Consider the following 18,910-nt stretch of genomic DNA (forward strand, 5'->3'; position numbering starts at 1 on the left):
GAGGTCCTCTCCTTCGTGCGGTACCGGACCTGGTCGGTCGTGGGATACGGGCGCGGGGGCGGGACGGGCCCGCCCCCGGACGCCCGGGCGGTCAGCCCTTGTTCTTGATCTGGCTGTTCCAGTGGTTGATCCACTCGGTCTCGTTCTTGCCGATCACGTCCCAGTTGACGTCCAGCGGCTTGAGATCGAGCTGGGCCAGCCACTCCGGCTTCTCGGCGATGTCCACGGCCGGGATCTGGTAGTAGTCCTTGGCCAGGTCGGCGCGGAGCTTGTCGTCGAAGAGGAACTCCATGAACTTCTGCGCGCCGGTGGCGTTGCCGCCCTTGACCGCGGCGATGCCGTCGACCAGCACCGGGGCGCCGGAGGCCGGCATCACGTAGCCGAACGGCATGTTCGACTGGTGGGCCTGGAGCAGGATGTCCTGGAGGTTCCAGGCGCTGAGCGTGCCCTGCTGGCGGGAGAGCTTGAGGTAGAGGTCGGTCGGGTTGGCCGCGTACGCGCCGGTGTTGGCGTCGAGCTTCTTGAGCCAGTCGTAGCCGGGCTGCGGGTTGCTGCCGTCCGGGGACTGCCGCATGATCATCGACGCGTAGATCGACCGCATCGTGCCGGACGCGGCCACGTCCCGGATGATGATCTTGTCCTTCCACTCCGGCTTCAGCAGGTCGTCCCAGTCCTTCGGGGCCTGCTCCGGGGTGAGCGCCTTGTTGTTGTACATGATGACCTCGGGAAGCAGGATCTCCCCGAACCAGCGGCCCTCGGCGTCCTTGTACTTCGGGTCCATCTTGCTGGCGAACGCCGGCTGCGAGGCGGCCAGCAGGTCCTCCGCGGCGCCGGCGGAGAGCCCCTGCTGGGTGCCGCCCCACCAGACGTCGGCCTGCGGGTTGGCCTTCTCGGCCCGGACCCGCTCCAGGATCTCCTGGGCGCCCAGGTTGAGGATCTCGACCTTGCCCTTGTACTCGGGGTACTTGGCGGTGAACTGGTCCACGACGTAGGTCGAGACCTTCTTGTCGCGGGCGGTGTAGATGGTCAGCTTCTCGACACTCGCGCCGGCGGCCTTGTCGTCGCCGCCACCACCGCCGCCACCGCCACCGCAGGCGGTGCCGGCGGCGAGCACGGTGGCGAGCGCACCGGCGAGGAGAAGTCGACGTCTCATGGGGTACCTCCGAGGGGTGTGGGGGGAACTAGGGTGTGCGTGGTGTGTGGTCAGGGGGTCGGCAGCAGCGTGGGCATGCCGGCGGCTGCCGCGGAGAGGGCGTAGCTGACCGCCCCGTGCAGCACCGCCCGGTCGCCGAGCACCGCCCGGCGTACCTCGGTGGCGCTCGGCGCGGCGGCGGCGACCAGGGCCTGGAGCCGCTCGACGGCGGCGTCGTCGAGGTGGGCGGCCGCCCCGCTGAGCAGCACCCGCCCGGGATCGACGACGCAGACGCAGGAGACGATCAGCCGCGACCAGGCCGCGAGCACGTCGTCCAGGTACGCGGCGGCCCGTTCGTCGACGGCGGCCAGCGCCACCAGGTCGGCCACGGGCGAGTCCGGCCGCCGCCCGGGGGCCATCGCCACCATCCGCTCGGCGATGGCGTTCTCCGACCAGCGGGCCTCGAACGGGCCGATCCCGTCGTGGCCCAGGTCGCTCGGATCCAGGGGCAGGAAGCCGACCTCCCCGGCGGCCCCGCCGGAGCCCCGGCGGACCTGACCGTCGAGGACCAGGCCGGCGCCGATGCCGTCGGCCACGTGCAACAGCAGCAGGTCGGCGACGTCGCTGCCCGCGCCGACGGCGTGCTCGCCGGCCGCCATCAGGTTCACGTCGTTGTCCACCACCACCGGCACGCCGAGCCGCCGTTGCACCGACTCCCCCACCGGTCGACCCTCGACGAGGCCGACCGAGGGGGCCAGGCGTACGGCGCCGCCGGTGGAGATGCCGGGCGCGGCGATCGCCACCCCGCGTAGCGCCGGCAGCCCGTCGCCGGCGAGCTCCGGCACCGAGCGGCAGATGGTGTCGACGATGTCGCCGGCGAGCCGGACCGCGCGGTGGGCGATGACGGCGCCGTCGCTGTCGGCGATCTCGCAGCTGATCCGGGACGGCTCCAGGGAGACCGCGGCGACCAGCTCGGCCCGGGGGTTGAACTCCAGCATCGCCCGCGGCCGGCCGGTGCGGGAGGTCCCGGGGCCGCGCTCGATGAGGTACCCCTCGGCGATTAGCTCGCGCACGAGCGGGGTGAGCGTGGCGGGGCTCAGCCCGGTGAGCTCGGTCAACTCGGCGCGGGAGAGCACCCGCACCTGGCGGGCGGTGGAGATGACGGACAACCGCTTGATCTCCTTCGACCGCTCCCGGCTCACCGGGCTCGTTGGTGGCGTCACCACGTCAGTCACACTTCCTTCCTACGGCGAACGAACTATTGAGTCAAGTAACGAAACCGTCTCGTTACCTTGCGGACTCCTTCATGAGCAGGAGAAACGCCCTCGCATCGGGCCTCGGCAGGGCCGATGGCCTGCCGGCTCCACGGCCGGCAGCACCCCGCTGACGGCGAGTTAATTTCTTTCGCAAATAAAGAAAGACCTTGCAAAGCATTGACTGGCCGCCTCGCCGGTCCCTAGCGTCACCGGGCGAAGGCCTTCCAGTGTGTACGGAACTCCGTTCCACTGCGTACCCCGGTGACGCCGGCGCCCCTCGCGCCGGCGCCCCCTGACCGCCCTCTCACCGTCCGACCGCGACCCCACGTCGACGCCCCCGCGTCCGACGTCGCAGGCCGCTGCGCGGACCTCGCGTCCAGTGAAAGGATCTGCATGCGTCTCAAGGCGTTCCTGTTACCCACGGCGCTCGCCCTGGCCCTGTCCGGGACACCGGCCGTCGCCCTCGCCGCCCCCACCGACGCCCGGTCGACCGACACCGTCGACCTCGACGTCCTCTTCGTCAGCGCCCACCCCGACGACGAGGCCGGCAGCCTCGCCACCCTCGGGCAGTGGAAGGAGAAGCACGGCGCCAAGGCCGGCGTCGTCACCATCACCCGTGGCGAGGGCGGCGGCAACGCCGTCGGCCTGGAGGAGGGCCCGCCGCTGGGCATCATCCGGGAGCGCGAGGAGCGCACCGCGATCGGCCGCGCCGGGGTGGAGAACCTCTACAACCTCGACCGCGTCGACTTCTGGTACACCGCGTCCGCGCCCCTGTCCGAGCAGATCTGGGGACACGACGACACGCTGGCCCAGATCGTCCGGGTGATCCGGCAGACCCGGCCCGAGATCGTCATGACGATGAACCCGTCGCCCACGCCCGGCAACCACGGCAACCACCAGCAGGCCGCCCGGTTCGCCGCCGAGGCGTTCCACGCCGCCGCCGACCCGAAGGCCTTCCCCGAGCAGGTCACCAAGGAGGGGCTGAAGCCGTTCCGGGCGGCGAAGTTCCTGCGTACCGGTGGTACCGGCAGCTCGTCGACCGGGCCGGAGTGCGCCTCCAGCTTCGTGCCGACCGTCCCGACCGACCAGGTGTTCGGCGTCTGGGAGGGTGCCCGCGGCGCCGACGGCAGGACCTGGGCCGAGGTCGAGGTCGAGGCCCGCCGTGAGTACGTCAGCCAGGGCTGGGCCGGCAGCGCCGCCGCCCCGACCGACCCGACGAAGATCCGCTGCGACTTCTACACCCTCGTCGACAGCCGCGTCCCGTACGACCCGGCGGACACCTCCCCCGAGGCGATCCTGCGCGGCTCGGTGCTGCCCCCGGCAGCCGGCGCGCTGCCCCGCGGCAGCGAGCTCTACCTGACCGCCGACCGGTTCGACCTCGCGCCCGGCCAGACCGTCGAGGTCACCGCGCACGTCCGGGCACCCGGCAACCGGGCGCTCACCGCGCCGAAGGTCTCCCTGCGGCTGCCGCAGGGCTGGACCGCCACCGGTTCCGGCGCGCTGCGGGGCGCCGTGCCGGCCGGCAAGGAGCGGACCGTCACCTTCACCGTGACCGTCCCCGCCGGCGCCGACACCAACGAGCAGCACCTCGTCGGCGCGACCCTGACCACCGGTCAGGGCACCGGCCGCACCGACCGCGCGGTCCGGGTGGTCGCCGACGTGCGCGGCACCCTGGAGCCGCTGCCCGAGGTGGGGCTGTTCCGCACCTGGGCCGGCGACAGCGGCTACCCGCAGCTGGACACCCTGATCAAGCCGGTGCTCACCGTCGGCTCCGGCAAGAGCCGGTCGGTCCGGGTGGACCTGCGCAACCACGGCGAGACCGCGCAGAGCGGCACCGTCGCCCTCGGCCTGCCGACCGGCTTCACCGCCGACGCGGCGACCAAGAGCTACGCCGACCTGGCGCCGGGCGCGACCGGGGCGGTCACCTTCACCGTCACCAGCGACGCCAGCCTGCCGACCGCCAACGAGGGCGGCACGAACGGCGACTACGGGATCACCATCACCACCACCAGCGCCGCCGGCAGCACCGTGGAGACCGGCGCCCTGGAGATCGTGCCGACCAGTGAGGTCCCGCGCGCCGGGCACGACCACGCCGTCGACGGGGTGGCCTCCCCCGGCGAGTACACCGGCGAGGAGCTGAACCTGTCCCGGATCTGGGAGGGGCAGGCCACCACGCCGCAGGACGCCTCGGCCACCGGCCGGATCGCCTGGACCGAGGACGCGCTCCTCGTCTACGTGCAGGTCACCGACGACGTGCTCGGCAAGAAGGTCGTGCCGCAGGACTGCAAGCGGCAGCGGCGCACCGACAGCGTGGAGATCATCGTGGACCCGAAGGGGAACTCGACGGACACCTCCACCGTGTTCAAGGCGGGCATCTTCCCGATCACCGACGACCCCGCCAACGGCAACCCGCCGTGCTGGCAGCGCGACGCCGACAACCGGCAGGGACCGGGCGAGACGACCGCCCCGGGGATGACCGTGGTCAGCAAGGTCACCGCGCCGTACACCGGCTACACCCTTGAGGCGCGCATCCCGTTCGCGGTGCTGCCCGACGCGATCGACCCGGCCCGGATGGGCTTCAACGTGCTGGTGTACGACTCGGACACCCAGGACCTCAGCTCCCAGTCCCGGCTGGGCTGGTCCACCTTCACCGGCGTCCGGGCCGACCCGTACCGGTACGGTCTGGTCACCCTGCCCGGCCTCACCCCGGCCCAGCGGCAGCCCAGCACCCCGGTCTTCCCGGACACCGCTGCCCGCAGCGTGCACAGCCCGCAGACCATCGCGCAGTCGGCGGTGGACGGGGTCGCTCCGGCAGCCGTCGCCCGGCTGCCCGAGCGGGCGCTGAAGCTGACCGGACAACGGCAGGTGGCCGGCGGTGTGCAGGTGACCGTCCAGGCCGACCGCGCCGGCACGGTGTACCTGCACACCTGGGACGGCGACCGGTCGCTCGGCGAGCGCACGGTGCAGGTGTCCTCCGGTCGTCAGGTGACCGTCCTGGTGCCGGTCACCGGTGGCACGCCCACCTCCGTCCTGGCCGCCTTCGAGGCCGGCGGTGCGGCGCTCGCCCGCCAGGTCTCCGTAGGCTGACCCGGTCGGAACTGGCCCCGCCGTCGGGCGCGTCGAAGTCGACGCCGCCCGGCGGCGGGGCCGCCGCCGTTCCCGGGTGCGGCCTACAGGACGTTGCGGCCCAGCAGGACCAGACCGAAGAGCACCCCGAACGTGACGACCACCGCCCTGAGCAGGCCGCCGGGCAGCCTGCGGAGCAGGCGCGCCCCGGCGTAGCCGCCGACGACGGTCGCCGGGGCCAGGAGCCCCACCGCCGCCCAGTCGACGGTGCCGAAGAACACGAAGAGCACGACGGCCACGAACGAGATGGCAGCCGACAGCAGGTTCTTCAGGGCGACCGTCCTGGTGAGCGGTTCGTGCTGGAGGAGCGCCAGGGTGGCGACCAGGACGATGCCGAACCCGGCGCCGACGTAACCGCCGTAGACACCGCCCAGTGCGACGGAGACCTGTAGGGTCGCCGGGTGTTCCCGGCCGTACCGCAGGGCGGAACGCCGGGCCAGCCGGTCCAGTCGGTCCTGGAGACCGAGAACGGTCGAGGCGGCGATCACCAGAAACGGCACGATCACGTCGAAGACGCGGGTGGGCGTCAACAGCAGCAGCACGGATCCGGCGACGCCGCCGACGACCGCCGCGGGCAGGACGCGGCGGATGTCTCCCCGGGGCGGCAGGTCCCGGTGCCCTCCCACGACGCTCGCCACGTTGCCGGGGAACACGGAGACCGTGCTGGTCAGTTTGGCGACGAGCGGCGGCACACCGACACCGATGAGCGCCGAGAAGGCGATCAGGGAGCCACCGCCCGCGACCGCGTTGAAGGCACCCGTGGCGAGACCGGCGGCGACGAGCAGCGTTGCCTGGACGGGATCCATCGAGTCCCAGGCTAGTGGCGCTGCCCCTGCCGCCGGGCCGGCGCGCCCCCGGCTGACCGGCGAAGTTCACCTCTTCAGGGTGAGGCGGAAGCCGCGATTCGGGGGAATGGTGGCCGGGAGGAGGGGTCGCCATGGCGGATGCCACCCAGGATTTCTTCCACGGCCTCGCGCGCCGGGGGCACGACCGTCGCCTGACGTCGATCGACGAGGGCAGCGTGCGCTTCGACATCAGCCGCGACGGCCGGACCGACCACTGGCTGGTCGCCATCGACAGGGGCGACATCACGGTCTCGGAACAGGCGACGGGCGGGGACGCGGTCGTCGAGGCGGACGGGGCCGTCTTCGACCGGATCGCCAGCGGAGAGGCGTACTTCCTGACCACCGTGCTGCGCGGCGAGGCCGCCGTGGCGGGCAACCCGCGGATCTTCGCCACCGTCCGGAAACTGTTCCCTCCGCCGCCCGCGTCCCGGGGTACGCCACGTCGGGGAGGTGGCCATGGATGAGGAGCAGGTGGGCATCCTGGACGGCACGACCTTCATGGTCTGTGACCGTGCCGGCGACATCGACGCGTCCCCCGACACCCCCCTGGGGCTGTTCGCCCACGACACGCGCCTGCTGTCGAAGTGGGTGCTGACGATCGACGGGGAGCGGCTGAGCACCCTCTCCATCGACGACATCCACTACTTCGAGAACCGGTTCTACCTGGTCCCCGGCCACCAGGACGTCTACGTCAACAGCACACTCTCGGTACGTCGGGTGCACACGCTCGCCGCCGGCCTGCACGAGGACCTGACCATCATCAACCACGACGGCCGGCCGGTCGACCTCAGCCTCAGGATCGAGGTCGACGCCGACTTCGCGGACGTCTTCGAGGTCAAGGACGCGACGGCCCGCAAGAAGGGCCGGCACTACCGGCGCGTCGACGGGGGACGCCTCGTCCTCGGCTACGAGCGGGACCGGTTCAGGCGCGAGACGATCATCTCGGCGACGACGCCGGTGGAGGTCGACGACGACGGCCTGACGCTGAGCGTCCACCTCGAACCGCACAGCAGCTGGCGGACCAGGCTGACCGCCGAGCCGGACCTGCCGATGCCGAGAGGGCTGGAGCGGCTCACGATCCCGGGACGGGTGGCCCGCTCCCACGACAAGGAGCGCCGGCTCACCGAATGGCTGGCGGAGGCGCCTCGCCTGGAGTCCGGCTGGGAGCCCCTGCGTGCCGCGTACCGGCGGAGCCTGATCGACCTGGCCGCGCTGCGGTTCAGCCCCTTCCTCGCCGAGGACAGGAGCGTGCCGGCCGCCGGCCTGCCCTGGTTCATGAGCCTGTTCGGCCGGGACAGCATCCTCACCAGCCTCCAGGCGCTGCCGTTCGTGCCCGAACTCGCCGCCACCACGCTCCGGGTGCTCGCGTTCCGCCAGGGCAGCCGGGTCGACGACTTCCGGGAGGAGGAGCCCGGCCGGATCCTGCACGAGATGCGGTACGGGGAGCTGAGCGTGTTCGAGGAGACGCCGCACACCCCCTACTTCGGCAGCGCCGACGCCACTCCCCTGTTCCTGGTGCTGCTCGACGAGTACGAACGCTGGACCGGCGACGTCGGGCTCGTCCGCTCGGTCGAGCAGGAGGCGCGGGCGGCGATCGACTGGATCGACGACTACGCCGACCTGACCGGCACCGGCTACATCTCCTACGAACGGCGCAACACCCGCAACGGCCTGGAGAACCAGTGCTGGAAGGACTCCTGGGACGGCATCTCGTACCACGACGGGCGGCTGCCCGGCTTTCCCAGGGCGACCTGCGAGTTGCAGGGGTACGCGTACGACGCGAAGCTGCGCACCGCCCGACTCGCCCGGACGATCTGGAACGACCCGCAGTACGCGGACCGGCTGGAACAGGAGGCCGCCGACCTCAAGCGGCGCTTCAACCGCGACTTCTGGGTCGCCGACGGCCGGTACATGGCCCTCGCGCTCGACGGCGACGGCCAGCAGGTCGACGCCCTGTCGTCCAACATCGGCCACCTGCTGTGGAGCGGCATCGTCGACGGGTCGAAGGCGTCCGCCCTGGTGCGGCACCTGATGTCGCCGGCACTGTTCAGCGGTTGGGGGGTGCGCACGCTGGCCGAGGGCGCCGGCCGCTACAACCCGATCGGCTACCACGTCGGGACCATCTGGCCGTTCGACAACTCGTTCATCGCCTGGGGCCTGCGCCGGTACGGATTCGCCGACGAGGCGGCCCGGATCGCCGCCGGAATCCTGGACGCGGCGGTCTTCTACGACGGCCGGCTGCCCGAGGCCTTCGCCGGCTACAGCCGGGCCGAGACCAAGTACCCGGTCAACTATCCCACCGCGTGCAGCCCGCAGGCGTGGTCCGCCGGGGCCACCCTGCTGCTGTTGCGCACGATGCTCGGGCTTCGCCCGGTCGGCGAAGACCTGGTGATCAGGCCCGTCCTGCCCGCTAATCTCGACTACGTGGCGCTGCTCGACATCCCCGGGCGGTGGGGGCGCCTCGACGCGTACGGCAGAGGGCCGGCCGGCGCGGGCGGACGGGGCTACCAGCCGGCGCCGCAGCAGCTCTCCGCCCCGTGACGGGAGGAACGATGCGAGAACCGGACCCGGTGCGGACCGCCGTCGTCGGCGTGCACTGGCAGCACGAGGTCGTCAGTCCCGACGGGTTGTTCGGTCCGTTCTTCGCCGAGCAGGTGTCCCGACACCGCGTCACCTCGTACGCGGCGCGGGTCGCCACGGCGGTGCGGGCCGCCGGCGGCCTCGTCGTGCACACGCGGGTCGCCTACCGCCCCGGCTACCCGGACCTCATCCCCAACACGCCGAGCTTCGCCATGGTCCGGGAGCAGCAGGCCTTCCTCGAAGGCGCGCCGAAGTCCCGGATCGTCGACGAGCTCACGCCGGAGGCCGACGACGTCGTCATCACCCACGTCAGGCTCACCGGCTTCTTCGGCAGCGAACTCGACACGGTGCTGCGAGGCAGAGGCGTGGACACCGTCCTGTTCACCGGTGTCGCCACCAACCTCTCCGTCACCGGCACCCTCTTCGAGGCGGTCAACCACGGCTACCGGACGGTGGTCGTCTCCGACGCCTGCACCGCCGCGACCGACGAGGCGCACCGGGCGAGCCTGGAGACGTTGGGGCAGCTCGGCGAGGTGCTCAGCACCGCCGAGGTCGTCGACCGCCTCTCCGGGTGAGCAACCGGACAGCCGGCTGCCCACCCGGCCGATCGTGGTGGGTGCTCCCGCGGCGCTAACCCCGGGTGATCCTCCCCCCGTCCAGCGGGATCGGCCAGCCGTCGGCGGTGGCCCGTACCTGCACGGTGTACTCCCCCTTCGGCAGCTTCCTGAGCCGCGTCTCGTACCGCTCCCTCTCGCGGTCCCATTCCATCGGCTGCTCGCCGACCACCGCACCGCTGTTGTCCCGCAGCACCAGGGTCACCCCGTCATCCACCCGGACCGGCCCTCGGGCGCCGTCGAGAAACTCGACGAAGGCGACCGTGGTCCCGTTTCCGTTCAGGCCGGCGAACGCGAACCGGCCCGTGTAGCGGACCACCGTGACCTGCCTCGACGGCGCCGACGCCCCGGCGTGGTTGGTCGCCACCGCGGTGAACCGGTTGGCGCCGGGCCGCAACGGCACCTCGACGGCGTATCGCCCGTCGCGGCCGGGCGCCGCCGTGCCCACCGAGACACCGTCGCGCCGGATGTCGACCGTGGACCGGAACTCGGCCGAGCCGGTGAGGGTGACGGTTTCCGCCGACACCTTCGGCACCGGGGCGGTCAGCACGGGCCGCGCCGGCACCGCCTGCACCGCGTCCCCGGCCCAGGTGACCGCGTTGCGCACCAGCCGTCCGGTGTCCTCCGTCCAGCCGTGGCCGGGGCCCATCAGCGGGCTCACCGCGCCGACGCTGACCAGCAGGTGCATGCTCCGGGCGGTACGGAAGTCGTACGCCACCGCGACCCCCTTGCCGGAGTCGCCCTCCGCGCCGCCGACCGACAGCTTCGCCAAGTACGTGCCGGAGTAGCTGGCCAGATCGCTCCAGTAGCCGTCCGGGGCCACGATCGCGGCCGGATCGGTGATGCCGGCGAACACCGGATGCCTCGGGTCGAATCCGACCAGCCCCACGGGCCCGTCGCGGTAGCCCTGCCCGCCGACCGTGACCGCGCCGTCGCCGTACCGCTCCAGCAGCCGGATGCCGCCGTTGGCCGCGCCCCAGGTGCCGGTGAAGACCAGGCTCACCTCGGCGGCGTCCGCGGCCGAGACCAACGCGTCGAACTCCTGCCGCGTCGGGTCTCCCCCGTTCACCACGACCACCCGGTGCGCCGGCAGCCTGGCCAGCGTCCCCGACCAGTCGTTCGCCTCCGCGGCGATGCCCTCGCCGCGCAGGAGACCGGTCAGTGCCCCACCGACGTCACCGAGCACCGCGACGTCGGTGGGCTTCAGTCGCACCGCCACCGTGGCGACCTGGTCGGCCACCACCGTGGCCCTGGCAGACCCCGTCAGGTGGTGCCTGGCGTCGGCGGTGAGCTGGTAGTCGCCGGGGATCAGGCCGGCGAGCGTGTACCGCCCGTCGGCGCCCGAGACCGCCTCGCCGGTGGTCGGGCCGCTCGTCACCAGCCGCGCCCCGGCGATCGGCTTGCCGCCGGTGTCGGTGACGGTGCCCGAGATGCTCCCGCGTGGCACCGGGACCATCGTGACCGGCAGCGTGAGCGTCTCACCCGTCCGCACCGTCACCGTGGCCTCGTGCCGGACGAATCCGAGCGCGCTGACCTGGACCGTGTAGGTCCCGCCCGGCATGCCGAGCCGGAACGTGCCGTCCACGCCGGTCTTGGCGGTGAGGTCGGCCTCGACGACGCGTACCTCGGCTCCGGCCAGCGGCGCGCCGTCGCCGGTCACGGTGCCGGCGAGCCCACCCTGGCTCGCGTCCAGCGCCCACCGCACCGCGTTCTGGTAGATCCGGACGGCCTCCGGCGTCCACCGGTCACCCGGCCTGCCGTACGAGCCCGAGGACAACCCCGCGAGCAGGATCTCCACGCTCGACGGGGAGGTGAACCTGACGCCCACCCCGCCGCCGAGGTCGCCGGTGTTCTCCTCGCCGATGCTGGCGATGGTCTCGCCCGAGTAGCCGGAGAACCACTGCCACTGCTGCGCGTTGCCCTGCGGGTTGCGCATCAACGGGATCGGCCTGCCGGCCTCGAATCCGGCGAAGATGGGGTGCGGTGCCGACGGCGTGTAGGTGATGGCCATCCCGTCGTCGGTGAAGCCGTCGGTGACGCCGCTCGGATCGTTGCGGGCCGTCCGGGCCGCCCGGATCGCGCCGGAGCCCCACTGCCCGGCCATGACGACGGACACCCCGGCCTCGGCCGCGGCCGTCAGGAACGCGTTCAGCTCCGCCGCGGTCGGCGCCGAGGACTGTCCGTTCAGGACCACCGCCTCGACCTGGCTCAGCTCCGGGACGTGCAGGTGGATGTCGGCCCAGTTCCACTTCCGGACGAGGTACCCGTCGGCGGAGAGCAACTCGGCGATCTCGCCCTTTGCCGAGTCGCCGGCCACGGCCAGCACCCGGGCCGCCGCGAGTTCCACGTCCACCACCACGCGCTGCTCGGACTGGACGGTCACCGGCCGCTGCGCGATGCCGTACCCCTCGGCCCTGACGCGCAGCGAGTGGCTGCCGGCCGGCACCCCCGCGATCCGGTAGGTGCCGTCCGCCCCGGTCGCCGCGGCGAGCGGGGTGCCCGCCACGGTCACCGCCGCCCCGGCGATCGGGGCGCCCTCGGCGGTGCGCACGGTGCCCTCGATCGTGCCACTGGCCGCGACCGGCAGCGTGACGTCCACGGTCGGGGTGTCGCCCGCGACGACGGTCACGGTGCGCTCGACGTCCTGGTGGCCGAAGGCGCCCACCCGCAGCGTCCAGGTGCCCGGCTGCAACGGCGCCGCGTAGCTGCCGTCGCCGGCCCGGGACGTGACCGTCGCACCGGTCTCGACCACCGTGACGGTGCTCGCGGCCGGTTCGCCCGTCGCGCCGGACCGGACCGTGCCGCGCACGGTCGCCGCCAGCGGCGGCGCGTCCAGCGCGTACCGCAGGGCGTTGTGGAACAGCAGTTCCGTCTGTGGGGTCCAGTTCCTGGCCGGCTGGTCGGCGGTGGCCGGGTAGCCGTAGGTGCTGATCGACATGGTGGAGAGCAGCACGTCCACCGAGCCGGCGGAGCGGCCACGGTAGCCGATCGTGCCACCGCGCTCGCCCTGGGCCCCGGTGACCAGGTTCGCCACCGTCACCCCGGAGAAGCCGGTGAAGTAGCCGTACTCGGCGTTGTCGGCGGTCAGCGGCACCGTGGACCCGACCGGGAACCCGGCCGTGAGGGGGTGGTCGGCGAGCACCTTCGCCTGCGTCGGGCCGTCGAGCCGGTCCTCGGCCCGCACCTGCGGGTCGCCGTCGTACATGCTCAGGTACCTGATCGCGCCACGGCCGTACTGGTCCAGCCAGACGACGGGCACGTCGGCGCGGACGACGGCGTCCTCGAACGCGGCCCAGCCGGCGGCGCCGGGGTCGGTACCCGAACTCGCCGCCAGGTTGGCCACGATCAGGTCGTGGTTGCCGACCGCCGAGACGTCCGTCCAGGCCAGGTCCGTGGCCCGGTAGCCCCATTCGGTCAGGTGCGCCTTCGCCCGGCCCTCGTGGTCGCCGATCACGGCGACCCTGGGCGAGGGCAGCAGCGCGAGGGCCAGGGCGGTGCTCGCGTCCTTCTCCACCACGACGTCCGGGAAGACCTGGCGTACGTGGCCGGCCGCGCTGACCCGCACCGCGTACCGTCCGGCCTCCACCTCCGTCAGGCGGAACCGGCCGTCGGGGCCGGTGACCGCGCTGCGCGGCGTACCGTCCAACTGGACCGTGGCGTCGGCCAGTGGCGCTCCGGTCCGCCGGTCGGTGACCGTGCCGGTGATCGTGCCGACCTCTCCCGGAGTGAGGGCGATCTGGACGTCCTCGACCTTGCCGGCGGTCAATGTCACCTGCCGGGTGTGGGTCTGGTAGCCGAACGCCTTCACCTCGAGGGTGTAGGTGCCGGCCGGATGCGCGAGGGAGATCCGGTCGGTGTCGCTGACCTGGGCGGCGGTGCCGGTCTCGACGATCCGGGCGCTGAGCCCGGCCACGCCCTGACCGCCGGTGCCGGTGATCCGGGCGTCGTAGCCGGCCATTCCGGGCGCGGCGGCCCATCCGACGGCGTTGAGGAACACCCGCTTGCCGTCGACGCTCCAGCCGTTCGACGGGCTGGCGAAACTGCTGGCCGACAGCCCGGAGAGCAGCAGCCGGACGCTGGTCGCCGTGCGCGGCTCGTACGAGACGCCACCGCCGAGCACACCGCTGGCGCTGGTGCCGAAGTCGGCCAGGTTGAAGCCGGTGTGTCCGGTGTAGTAGCCGGCCCACTCGTCGGCGACCAGGATGCGCAGCGGCGTGCTGACGCCGGCGAACACCGGGTGCGCCGCGTCGACCGGATACAGCATCGGGTAGCCGTCCGTCGACTCGGACGACCGGCCGGTCGGATTGCCCAGGTGGGTACGGAGCAGCCCGGCCCCGCTGGTGGTGCTGGTCGCGCCCTCGATGAAGACGCCCGACACCCCGGCCGCGTCCAGCTTGCCGAGCGCGGCCAGGAACGCGGCCCTGCCCGGGTTGCTCGGGGTGTTGAAGACCACGACGTCGTAGCGGTCGAGCTGGTCCAGCGCCTCCCAGCCGGTGGCGGTGGCCGTCATGTGGTTGGCGTTCAGGAACGTGGTCAGCTCGGCGGCGACCGCGTCCCGGCCGTCACCGACGACCGCGACCCGGGTCGAACGGGTCAGTTCGACGTCGGCCGTCGTCACCTGACCGTCGACGACCACCGTGCCGGCCACCGAGGCCGGGACGTGGCCGGCCGCGGTCGCCCGCAGCGCGTACGTGCCGCCGGGGACGTCGGCGACGGTGAACCGCCCGTCGTCGTCGCTGGTCGCGGACCGGTCGACGCCGACCACGCTGACGGTGGCGCCGGCGATCGGGCTGCCACCGCTGCGCACCACACCGGTGATCGTGCCCGACCCCGAGGTGAGCAGGCTCAGCTCGGTGGTGGTGGTGCCGCGCTCCACGACCCGGACGGTGACCTCGCGGGTCGTGAAGCCGGGCGCCTCGACCCGCAGGGTGTGCGCGCCCGCCGGCAGCAGCAGCGAGTACGAGCCGTCCGTCGTGGTGCTGGCCCTGTCCCCGGTCCCGACAACGGTCACCGTGGCCGGCACCGGCGCCCCGCTCGCGTCGGTGACCCGGCCGGCCGCCGTGCCGAAGGTCGCGCCCAGGGCGTACGAGACCGCGTTGTCGAAGATCGTGTACGCGGCCGGCTGCCAGCCGTTGCCCGGCCCGGCCCACGGGCTCACGCCGTTGGCCGAGAGCAGCACGTGCACGCTGTCGTGGGTCCGTGGCTGGTAGCCGATGGTGGACCCGGCCACCTCCAGCGCCCCGACGTGCAGATCCGCGACCGACCGGCCCGCGTAGCCGGAGAACCAGGCGTACTCGCGGTTCTTGTCGAGCAGCGCGGTCTGCGCGCCGACCGGCAGGCCCGTGGTGAGCGGGTGCCCGGCCCGGGCGATGACGCTCACCTCGCCGTCGTTGTCTCCCGAGCCGACGGTCCGCGGATCGCCCGTGTGCTGGGACAGGTGCGTCAGTGAGCCGTAGGCGCCCGCCCAGGTGTCCAGGAAGACGACGCTGGTGCCGGCCGCGTCCGCGCTCGCCAGGAACCGCTTGAACACCTCCGGGCCCGGGTCGTCGTTCGCCCCGTTCGCCACCACGAGCCGGTAGTCGCCCGCCCGGTCGGCGATCGCCGCCACCGTGGTCGCCTCGACCCGGTAGCCCTTCGAGGTGAGCAGTCCGGTCAGGATGCCCTGGTAGTCCCCGGTGACCGCGATCTGGTACCGCTGCACGGTGGCGTCGGCGACGGTGCGCTCACCGGGGGCCACGGCGAGGGACGTCTGGAACGGCGCGTACCCGTTGCGCGTCATCCGCAGCTCGTGGGTGCCCGCGGCCACGGTCGCGAACTCGTACCGCCCGGAGTCGTCGGTGACCGTGGTGGGCAGCGGGGTGCCGGTGAGCGCGACGGTGACGCCGGCCAGGGGCGCGCCGGCCTCGTCGCGCACCGTGCCGGCGAGCGAGCCGGCGCCGATCGGCTGGAGGGTGGTGTCGACGGTGACGGTACGACCGGGCCGGACCGCCACGTTCCTGCTGGTCGCGGCATACCCGTACGCCGAGACGTCCAGCCGCCAGTTACCGGCCCGGTGCGGCAGCGTGAACCCGCCGGTGGCCGGGTCGGTCTGGCTCGACGCACCCGTCTGCCCGATCCGTACGGTGGCGGCCAGCCCGGCCCCGTCGGGGCCGGTGACCGTGCCGGTGACGGTGCCGGGCGACTCGAACATCGAGAGCTGCCCGTTGCGGGCGGCGATGACGAGCTTTCCGTCGGCGAACGCCGGCGCGGCGAGCACGTTGTCCGACAGCGTCACCTCCCAGCGCAGTTTCCCGGTGTAGGCGTCCAGCGCCCAGGCCCGCCGGTCCAACTGCGATCCGCCGATGACGACGCCGTCAGCGAGCACCATCGCGTTGCTCACCGCCGAACCGGCGCCCGTGATCCACCGCCGGGCGCCGGTGCCCCGGTCGTACGCCGCGACCGACGACCTGCCGTGCGAGCCGGCGATGACCAGGTCGCCGTGGACGTTCGGGGCGCTGCCGGAGGCGTCGCCGTGCCCGCTGACCTCCCAGCGCACGGCGCCCGTGGCCGCGTCGACGGCGAGTAGGCTGCCCCCGCCCGTGTCGAAGTTGGCGGTGCCCACGTAGAGCGTGCCGTTGGCGTGGGTCGGCATCGCCGCGAACGAGTCGGCGGTGCGGGTCAGCGCCCACTTCTCCGCGCCGGTGGCGGCGTCCAACGCGACCAGTCGCCGCGCGTCGTAGCTGGCGGCGAAGACGGTGCCGTTCGCGACCGTCGGGGCGAAGTAGATCTGCGCGCCGATGAACGAGCGCCAGCGCAGCGCGCCGGTCTGCGCGTCCAGGGCGTACACCCAGCCGCCGTTGCCCTCGCCCCAGCCCGTGCCGAAGTAGACGGTGTCACCGACGACCGTCGGCGTGGTGTAGGTCAGCCGGTCACCGGTCGGGTACGTCCAGACCGGCGCTCCGGTGCCCGCGTCGAGCGCGTAGAACACCTGGTCGTCGCCCCCGCCGACGTACACCTTGCCACCGGCGACCGCCGGGGTGCCGCGCATCGCGCCGCCGCCCTTGAACCGCCACAGCTCGACACCGTTGCCGACGGCACGGGAGTGCAGTTGACCGTCCGCGGTGACCAGGAAGATCCGCTCGCCGGCGAGCACCGGTGAGCTGAACACGGCCTGCCCGCCCGGCAGGTCGACCTGCCATCGGCGGGTCAGCGCCTCGGGCGTCAGCGGCTCGGCCGACTGCCCGGTACGCCGCGGGTTGTTCTGGTACTCCCGCCACTCGGGTGCCGAGTCCACGTTCAGCGGGGTCAGCGAGAAGTCGATCGTGGTGCCGTCGGAGATGGTCCTCTCGGCCGACTGCCGGGCGTAGCCGGTCAGCTGCGCCGACACCGGGTACGTGCCGGCCGCGATCCGCGCCGCGAACCGTCCGTCGAGGCCCGTGTAGACGGGTGCCACCGGCGTGTCGCCGAACCGGATCTCCGCGTCGGCGAGCGGCGAGCCGTCGGCGGCGCGCACGGTGCCGGAGACGTCGTGTACGGCCGCGGCGGCGAGACTCACGTCCAGTTCGTGCCGACTGTCCACGGTCACGGTGACGCGCGACTCCTGCGGCACCGAGCCGTAGTCGGCGAACCGGACGGTCCACGTGCCGGCCCTGACCCGCAGGTCGTAGAAGCCGGTCACCGGGTCGGCGGTGGTGCTCACGCCCAGTTCGGGAACGCTGACGGTGGCCCCGAGCGGGCCCCGGGGGCCGCGGACCGTGCCGCTGACGGTGCCGCTGAGGCGGGCCGCGACGACGGCCGCGCGCGCGTCGGCGATCCCGACGCCGTAGTCGTTGTTGGGCAACGTGCCCATGTGCGGTTCGGTCCGCGCCGTGGAGGTCAGCAGCTCGCGGATGGCGTCCACGGACAGGCCCGGCTTGGCCGAGAGCAGCAGCGCGATGACGCCGGTGACGTGCGGCGTGGCCATGCTGGTGCCGCTGATGGTGTGGTAGCCGTCGGGATCCAAGGCCCGCGGCCAGGTCGAGTAGATGTCCTGGCCGGGCGCGCTCACCTGGGGCTTGACGTGCGCGACACCGTCCCAGGTGGCTGATCCGCGGCTGCTGAACGAGGCGATCTGGTCGTTGACGTCGGTGGCGCCGACCGCGAAGGACTGGGGGAAGCTCGCGGGCGAGCCGACGGTCAGTGGCCCGGGCCCGTTGTTGCCGGCGGCGAAGTTCGGAAAGATGCCGGCCGCCACCCAGGCGTTGACGTCCTCCCAGAACTCGGTGACGTAGGCGTCGTCCGCGCCCCACGAGTTGTTCACCACGTCGGGTGCCTTGCCCGGGTCGCCGCCGGGGGCGAGCATCCACTCGAACGCGGCGTGGATGCCGGAGGTGCTGGCCCGCCCGGCGTCGTTGAAGATCTTGGCAGCGATCCATTCCGCCCCGGGAGCCACCCCGGTCACCTCGCCCGGCGGCGCACCGACGATGGTGCCGGCCACGTGCGTACCGTGTCCTCCGCCGTCGCCCGGCGTCGGGTAGTTCTCGCCGGTGGCGACGAACCAGCTGTCCGCGTGGTCGCCGTCGCGGCCCCGGTAGCTGCCGGCCAGCGCCGGGTGCCCACCGTCCACGCCGCCGTCCATGATGCCGACGACCACGCCCTTGCCGGTGAAGCCGTGGTCGGCCCACACGTCGGTGGCGCGGACCTTCTCCAGGCCCCAGGTCGGCAGGCGCGGCGTGCCCGCCGTCGTCTCCGGCAGCGTGTACTGCTCGTCCAGCGCGACGCTCTCGACGTCGGGACTCGCGGCGAGTTGCTCCAGCGCGGACGCCGGCACGGTCGCCGAGAAGCCGTTGAACACCCAGTACGGCCGCACCCCGGTCGCGCCGGCACGGGCCAGCAGGTTGCGGACCCCGCCCTGGGTGGTGGCCGCCTTGGCCTGCAACGCCTTGACGACGGTGCGTCCGCGCGACTCCGCCTCGCCGGACGCGGTGACCGCGTCGCGCGCCTGGTCGGCCACCGTGGACAGGTTCACCTGGTCGCGCAGCCGGATGATGACGTCGACCCTGCCGTCGGTGGCGGCTTCGGTCACCTCCGGGGCGAGCTTCGGGCGCTGCGGCTTCTCGCCGACCAGCGCGGCGGCCGGCCCGGTCCTGGTGCCGATCGCGGCCGTGGCCCGTTGCCCGGCCGGGATGCCGTCCCGCAACGAGACCCGGCCGTCCGTCGAGGCGCTGCTCGGCGCCGCGACTGCCAGGTCGGGGACGCCGAGTGCTCCCCACACCATCGCCGCGATCAGAGCGTGAGCGAGCTTGCTACGCAGCGCCACCGCGCGCCTCCTGCCGCCAGACACCTACGCATGTCTATTGATCTATCGAGCAATCCTGATCCGCCGGGCCGGCATTTGTC

At 72.9% G+C, this 18,910-nt stretch carries 8 protein-coding genes; 4 read left to right on the forward strand and 4 right to left on the reverse strand.

Annotated elements, in window-relative coordinates; translation table 11 throughout:
* Window positions 1-91: 91 nt before the first annotated feature.
* Both AB0D32_RS16995 and AB0D32_RS17000 read right to left on the reverse strand, forming a co-directional pair.
* A complete protein-coding gene (locus AB0D32_RS16995) occupies window positions 92-1,153 on the reverse strand; it encodes an extracellular solute-binding protein (protein ID WP_357090591.1) in 1,062 nt (353 codons plus the stop codon).
* Between the two features lie 50 nt (window positions 1,154-1,203).
* Window positions 1,204-2,367 (reverse strand): ROK family protein, encoded by a 1,164-nt coding sequence (locus tag AB0D32_RS17000; RefSeq protein ID WP_357090593.1) that lies wholly within the window; start codon window positions 2,365-2,367, stop codon window positions 1,204-1,206.
* A 414-nt stretch (window positions 2,368-2,781) separates the two neighbouring features.
* Here AB0D32_RS17000 and AB0D32_RS17005 point away from each other — a divergent pair, with 414 nt between their 5' ends.
* Window positions 2,782-5,475, forward strand: a complete 2,694-nt coding sequence (locus AB0D32_RS17005) for a sugar-binding protein (RefSeq protein WP_357090595.1) — start codon at window positions 2,782-2,784, stop codon at window positions 5,473-5,475.
* Window positions 5,476-5,558: 83 nt separating this feature from the next.
* On the opposite strand, the gene AB0D32_RS17010 is transcribed toward AB0D32_RS17005, so the two are convergent.
* Window positions 5,559-6,320, reverse strand: coding sequence for a sulfite exporter TauE/SafE family protein (locus AB0D32_RS17010; RefSeq protein WP_357090597.1), 762 nt, complete (start codon window positions 6,318-6,320; stop codon window positions 5,559-5,561).
* A 131-nt stretch (window positions 6,321-6,451) separates the two neighbouring features.
* On the opposite strand from AB0D32_RS17010, the gene AB0D32_RS17015 reads away from it, so the two are divergent.
* From AB0D32_RS17015 to AB0D32_RS17025, 3 genes are read left to right on the forward strand one after another with little or no spacing between them, the layout of a single operon-like run.
* On the forward strand, window positions 6,452-6,823 hold the full coding sequence (locus tag AB0D32_RS17015; RefSeq protein WP_357090599.1) for a sterol-binding protein: 372 nt from the start codon (window positions 6,452-6,454) through the stop codon (window positions 6,821-6,823).
* Window positions 6,816-8,900, forward strand: coding sequence for a glycogen debranching N-terminal domain-containing protein (locus tag AB0D32_RS17020; RefSeq protein WP_357090601.1), 2,085 nt, complete (start codon window positions 6,816-6,818; stop codon window positions 8,898-8,900). Before AB0D32_RS17015 ends, AB0D32_RS17020 begins: the two co-directional genes overlap by 8 nt.
* Before the next feature lie 11 nt (window positions 8,901-8,911).
* Window positions 8,912-9,514: a cysteine hydrolase gene (locus tag AB0D32_RS17025; protein WP_357090603.1), complete on the forward strand. Its 603-nt coding sequence runs from the start codon at window positions 8,912-8,914 to the stop codon at window positions 9,512-9,514.
* Window positions 9,515-9,569: 55 nt separating this feature from the next.
* On the opposite strand, the gene AB0D32_RS17030 is transcribed toward AB0D32_RS17025, so the two are convergent.
* Entirely contained in the window at window positions 9,570-18,830 is a 9,261-nt protein-coding gene (locus tag AB0D32_RS17030; RefSeq protein WP_357090605.1) for a carboxypeptidase regulatory-like domain-containing protein, read from the reverse strand.
* Between the last annotated feature and the right edge of the window lie 80 nt (window positions 18,831-18,910).

This window comes from Micromonospora sp. NPDC048170, assembly GCF_040652795.1.
GTDB lineage: Bacteria > Actinomycetota > Actinomycetes > Mycobacteriales > Micromonosporaceae > Micromonospora.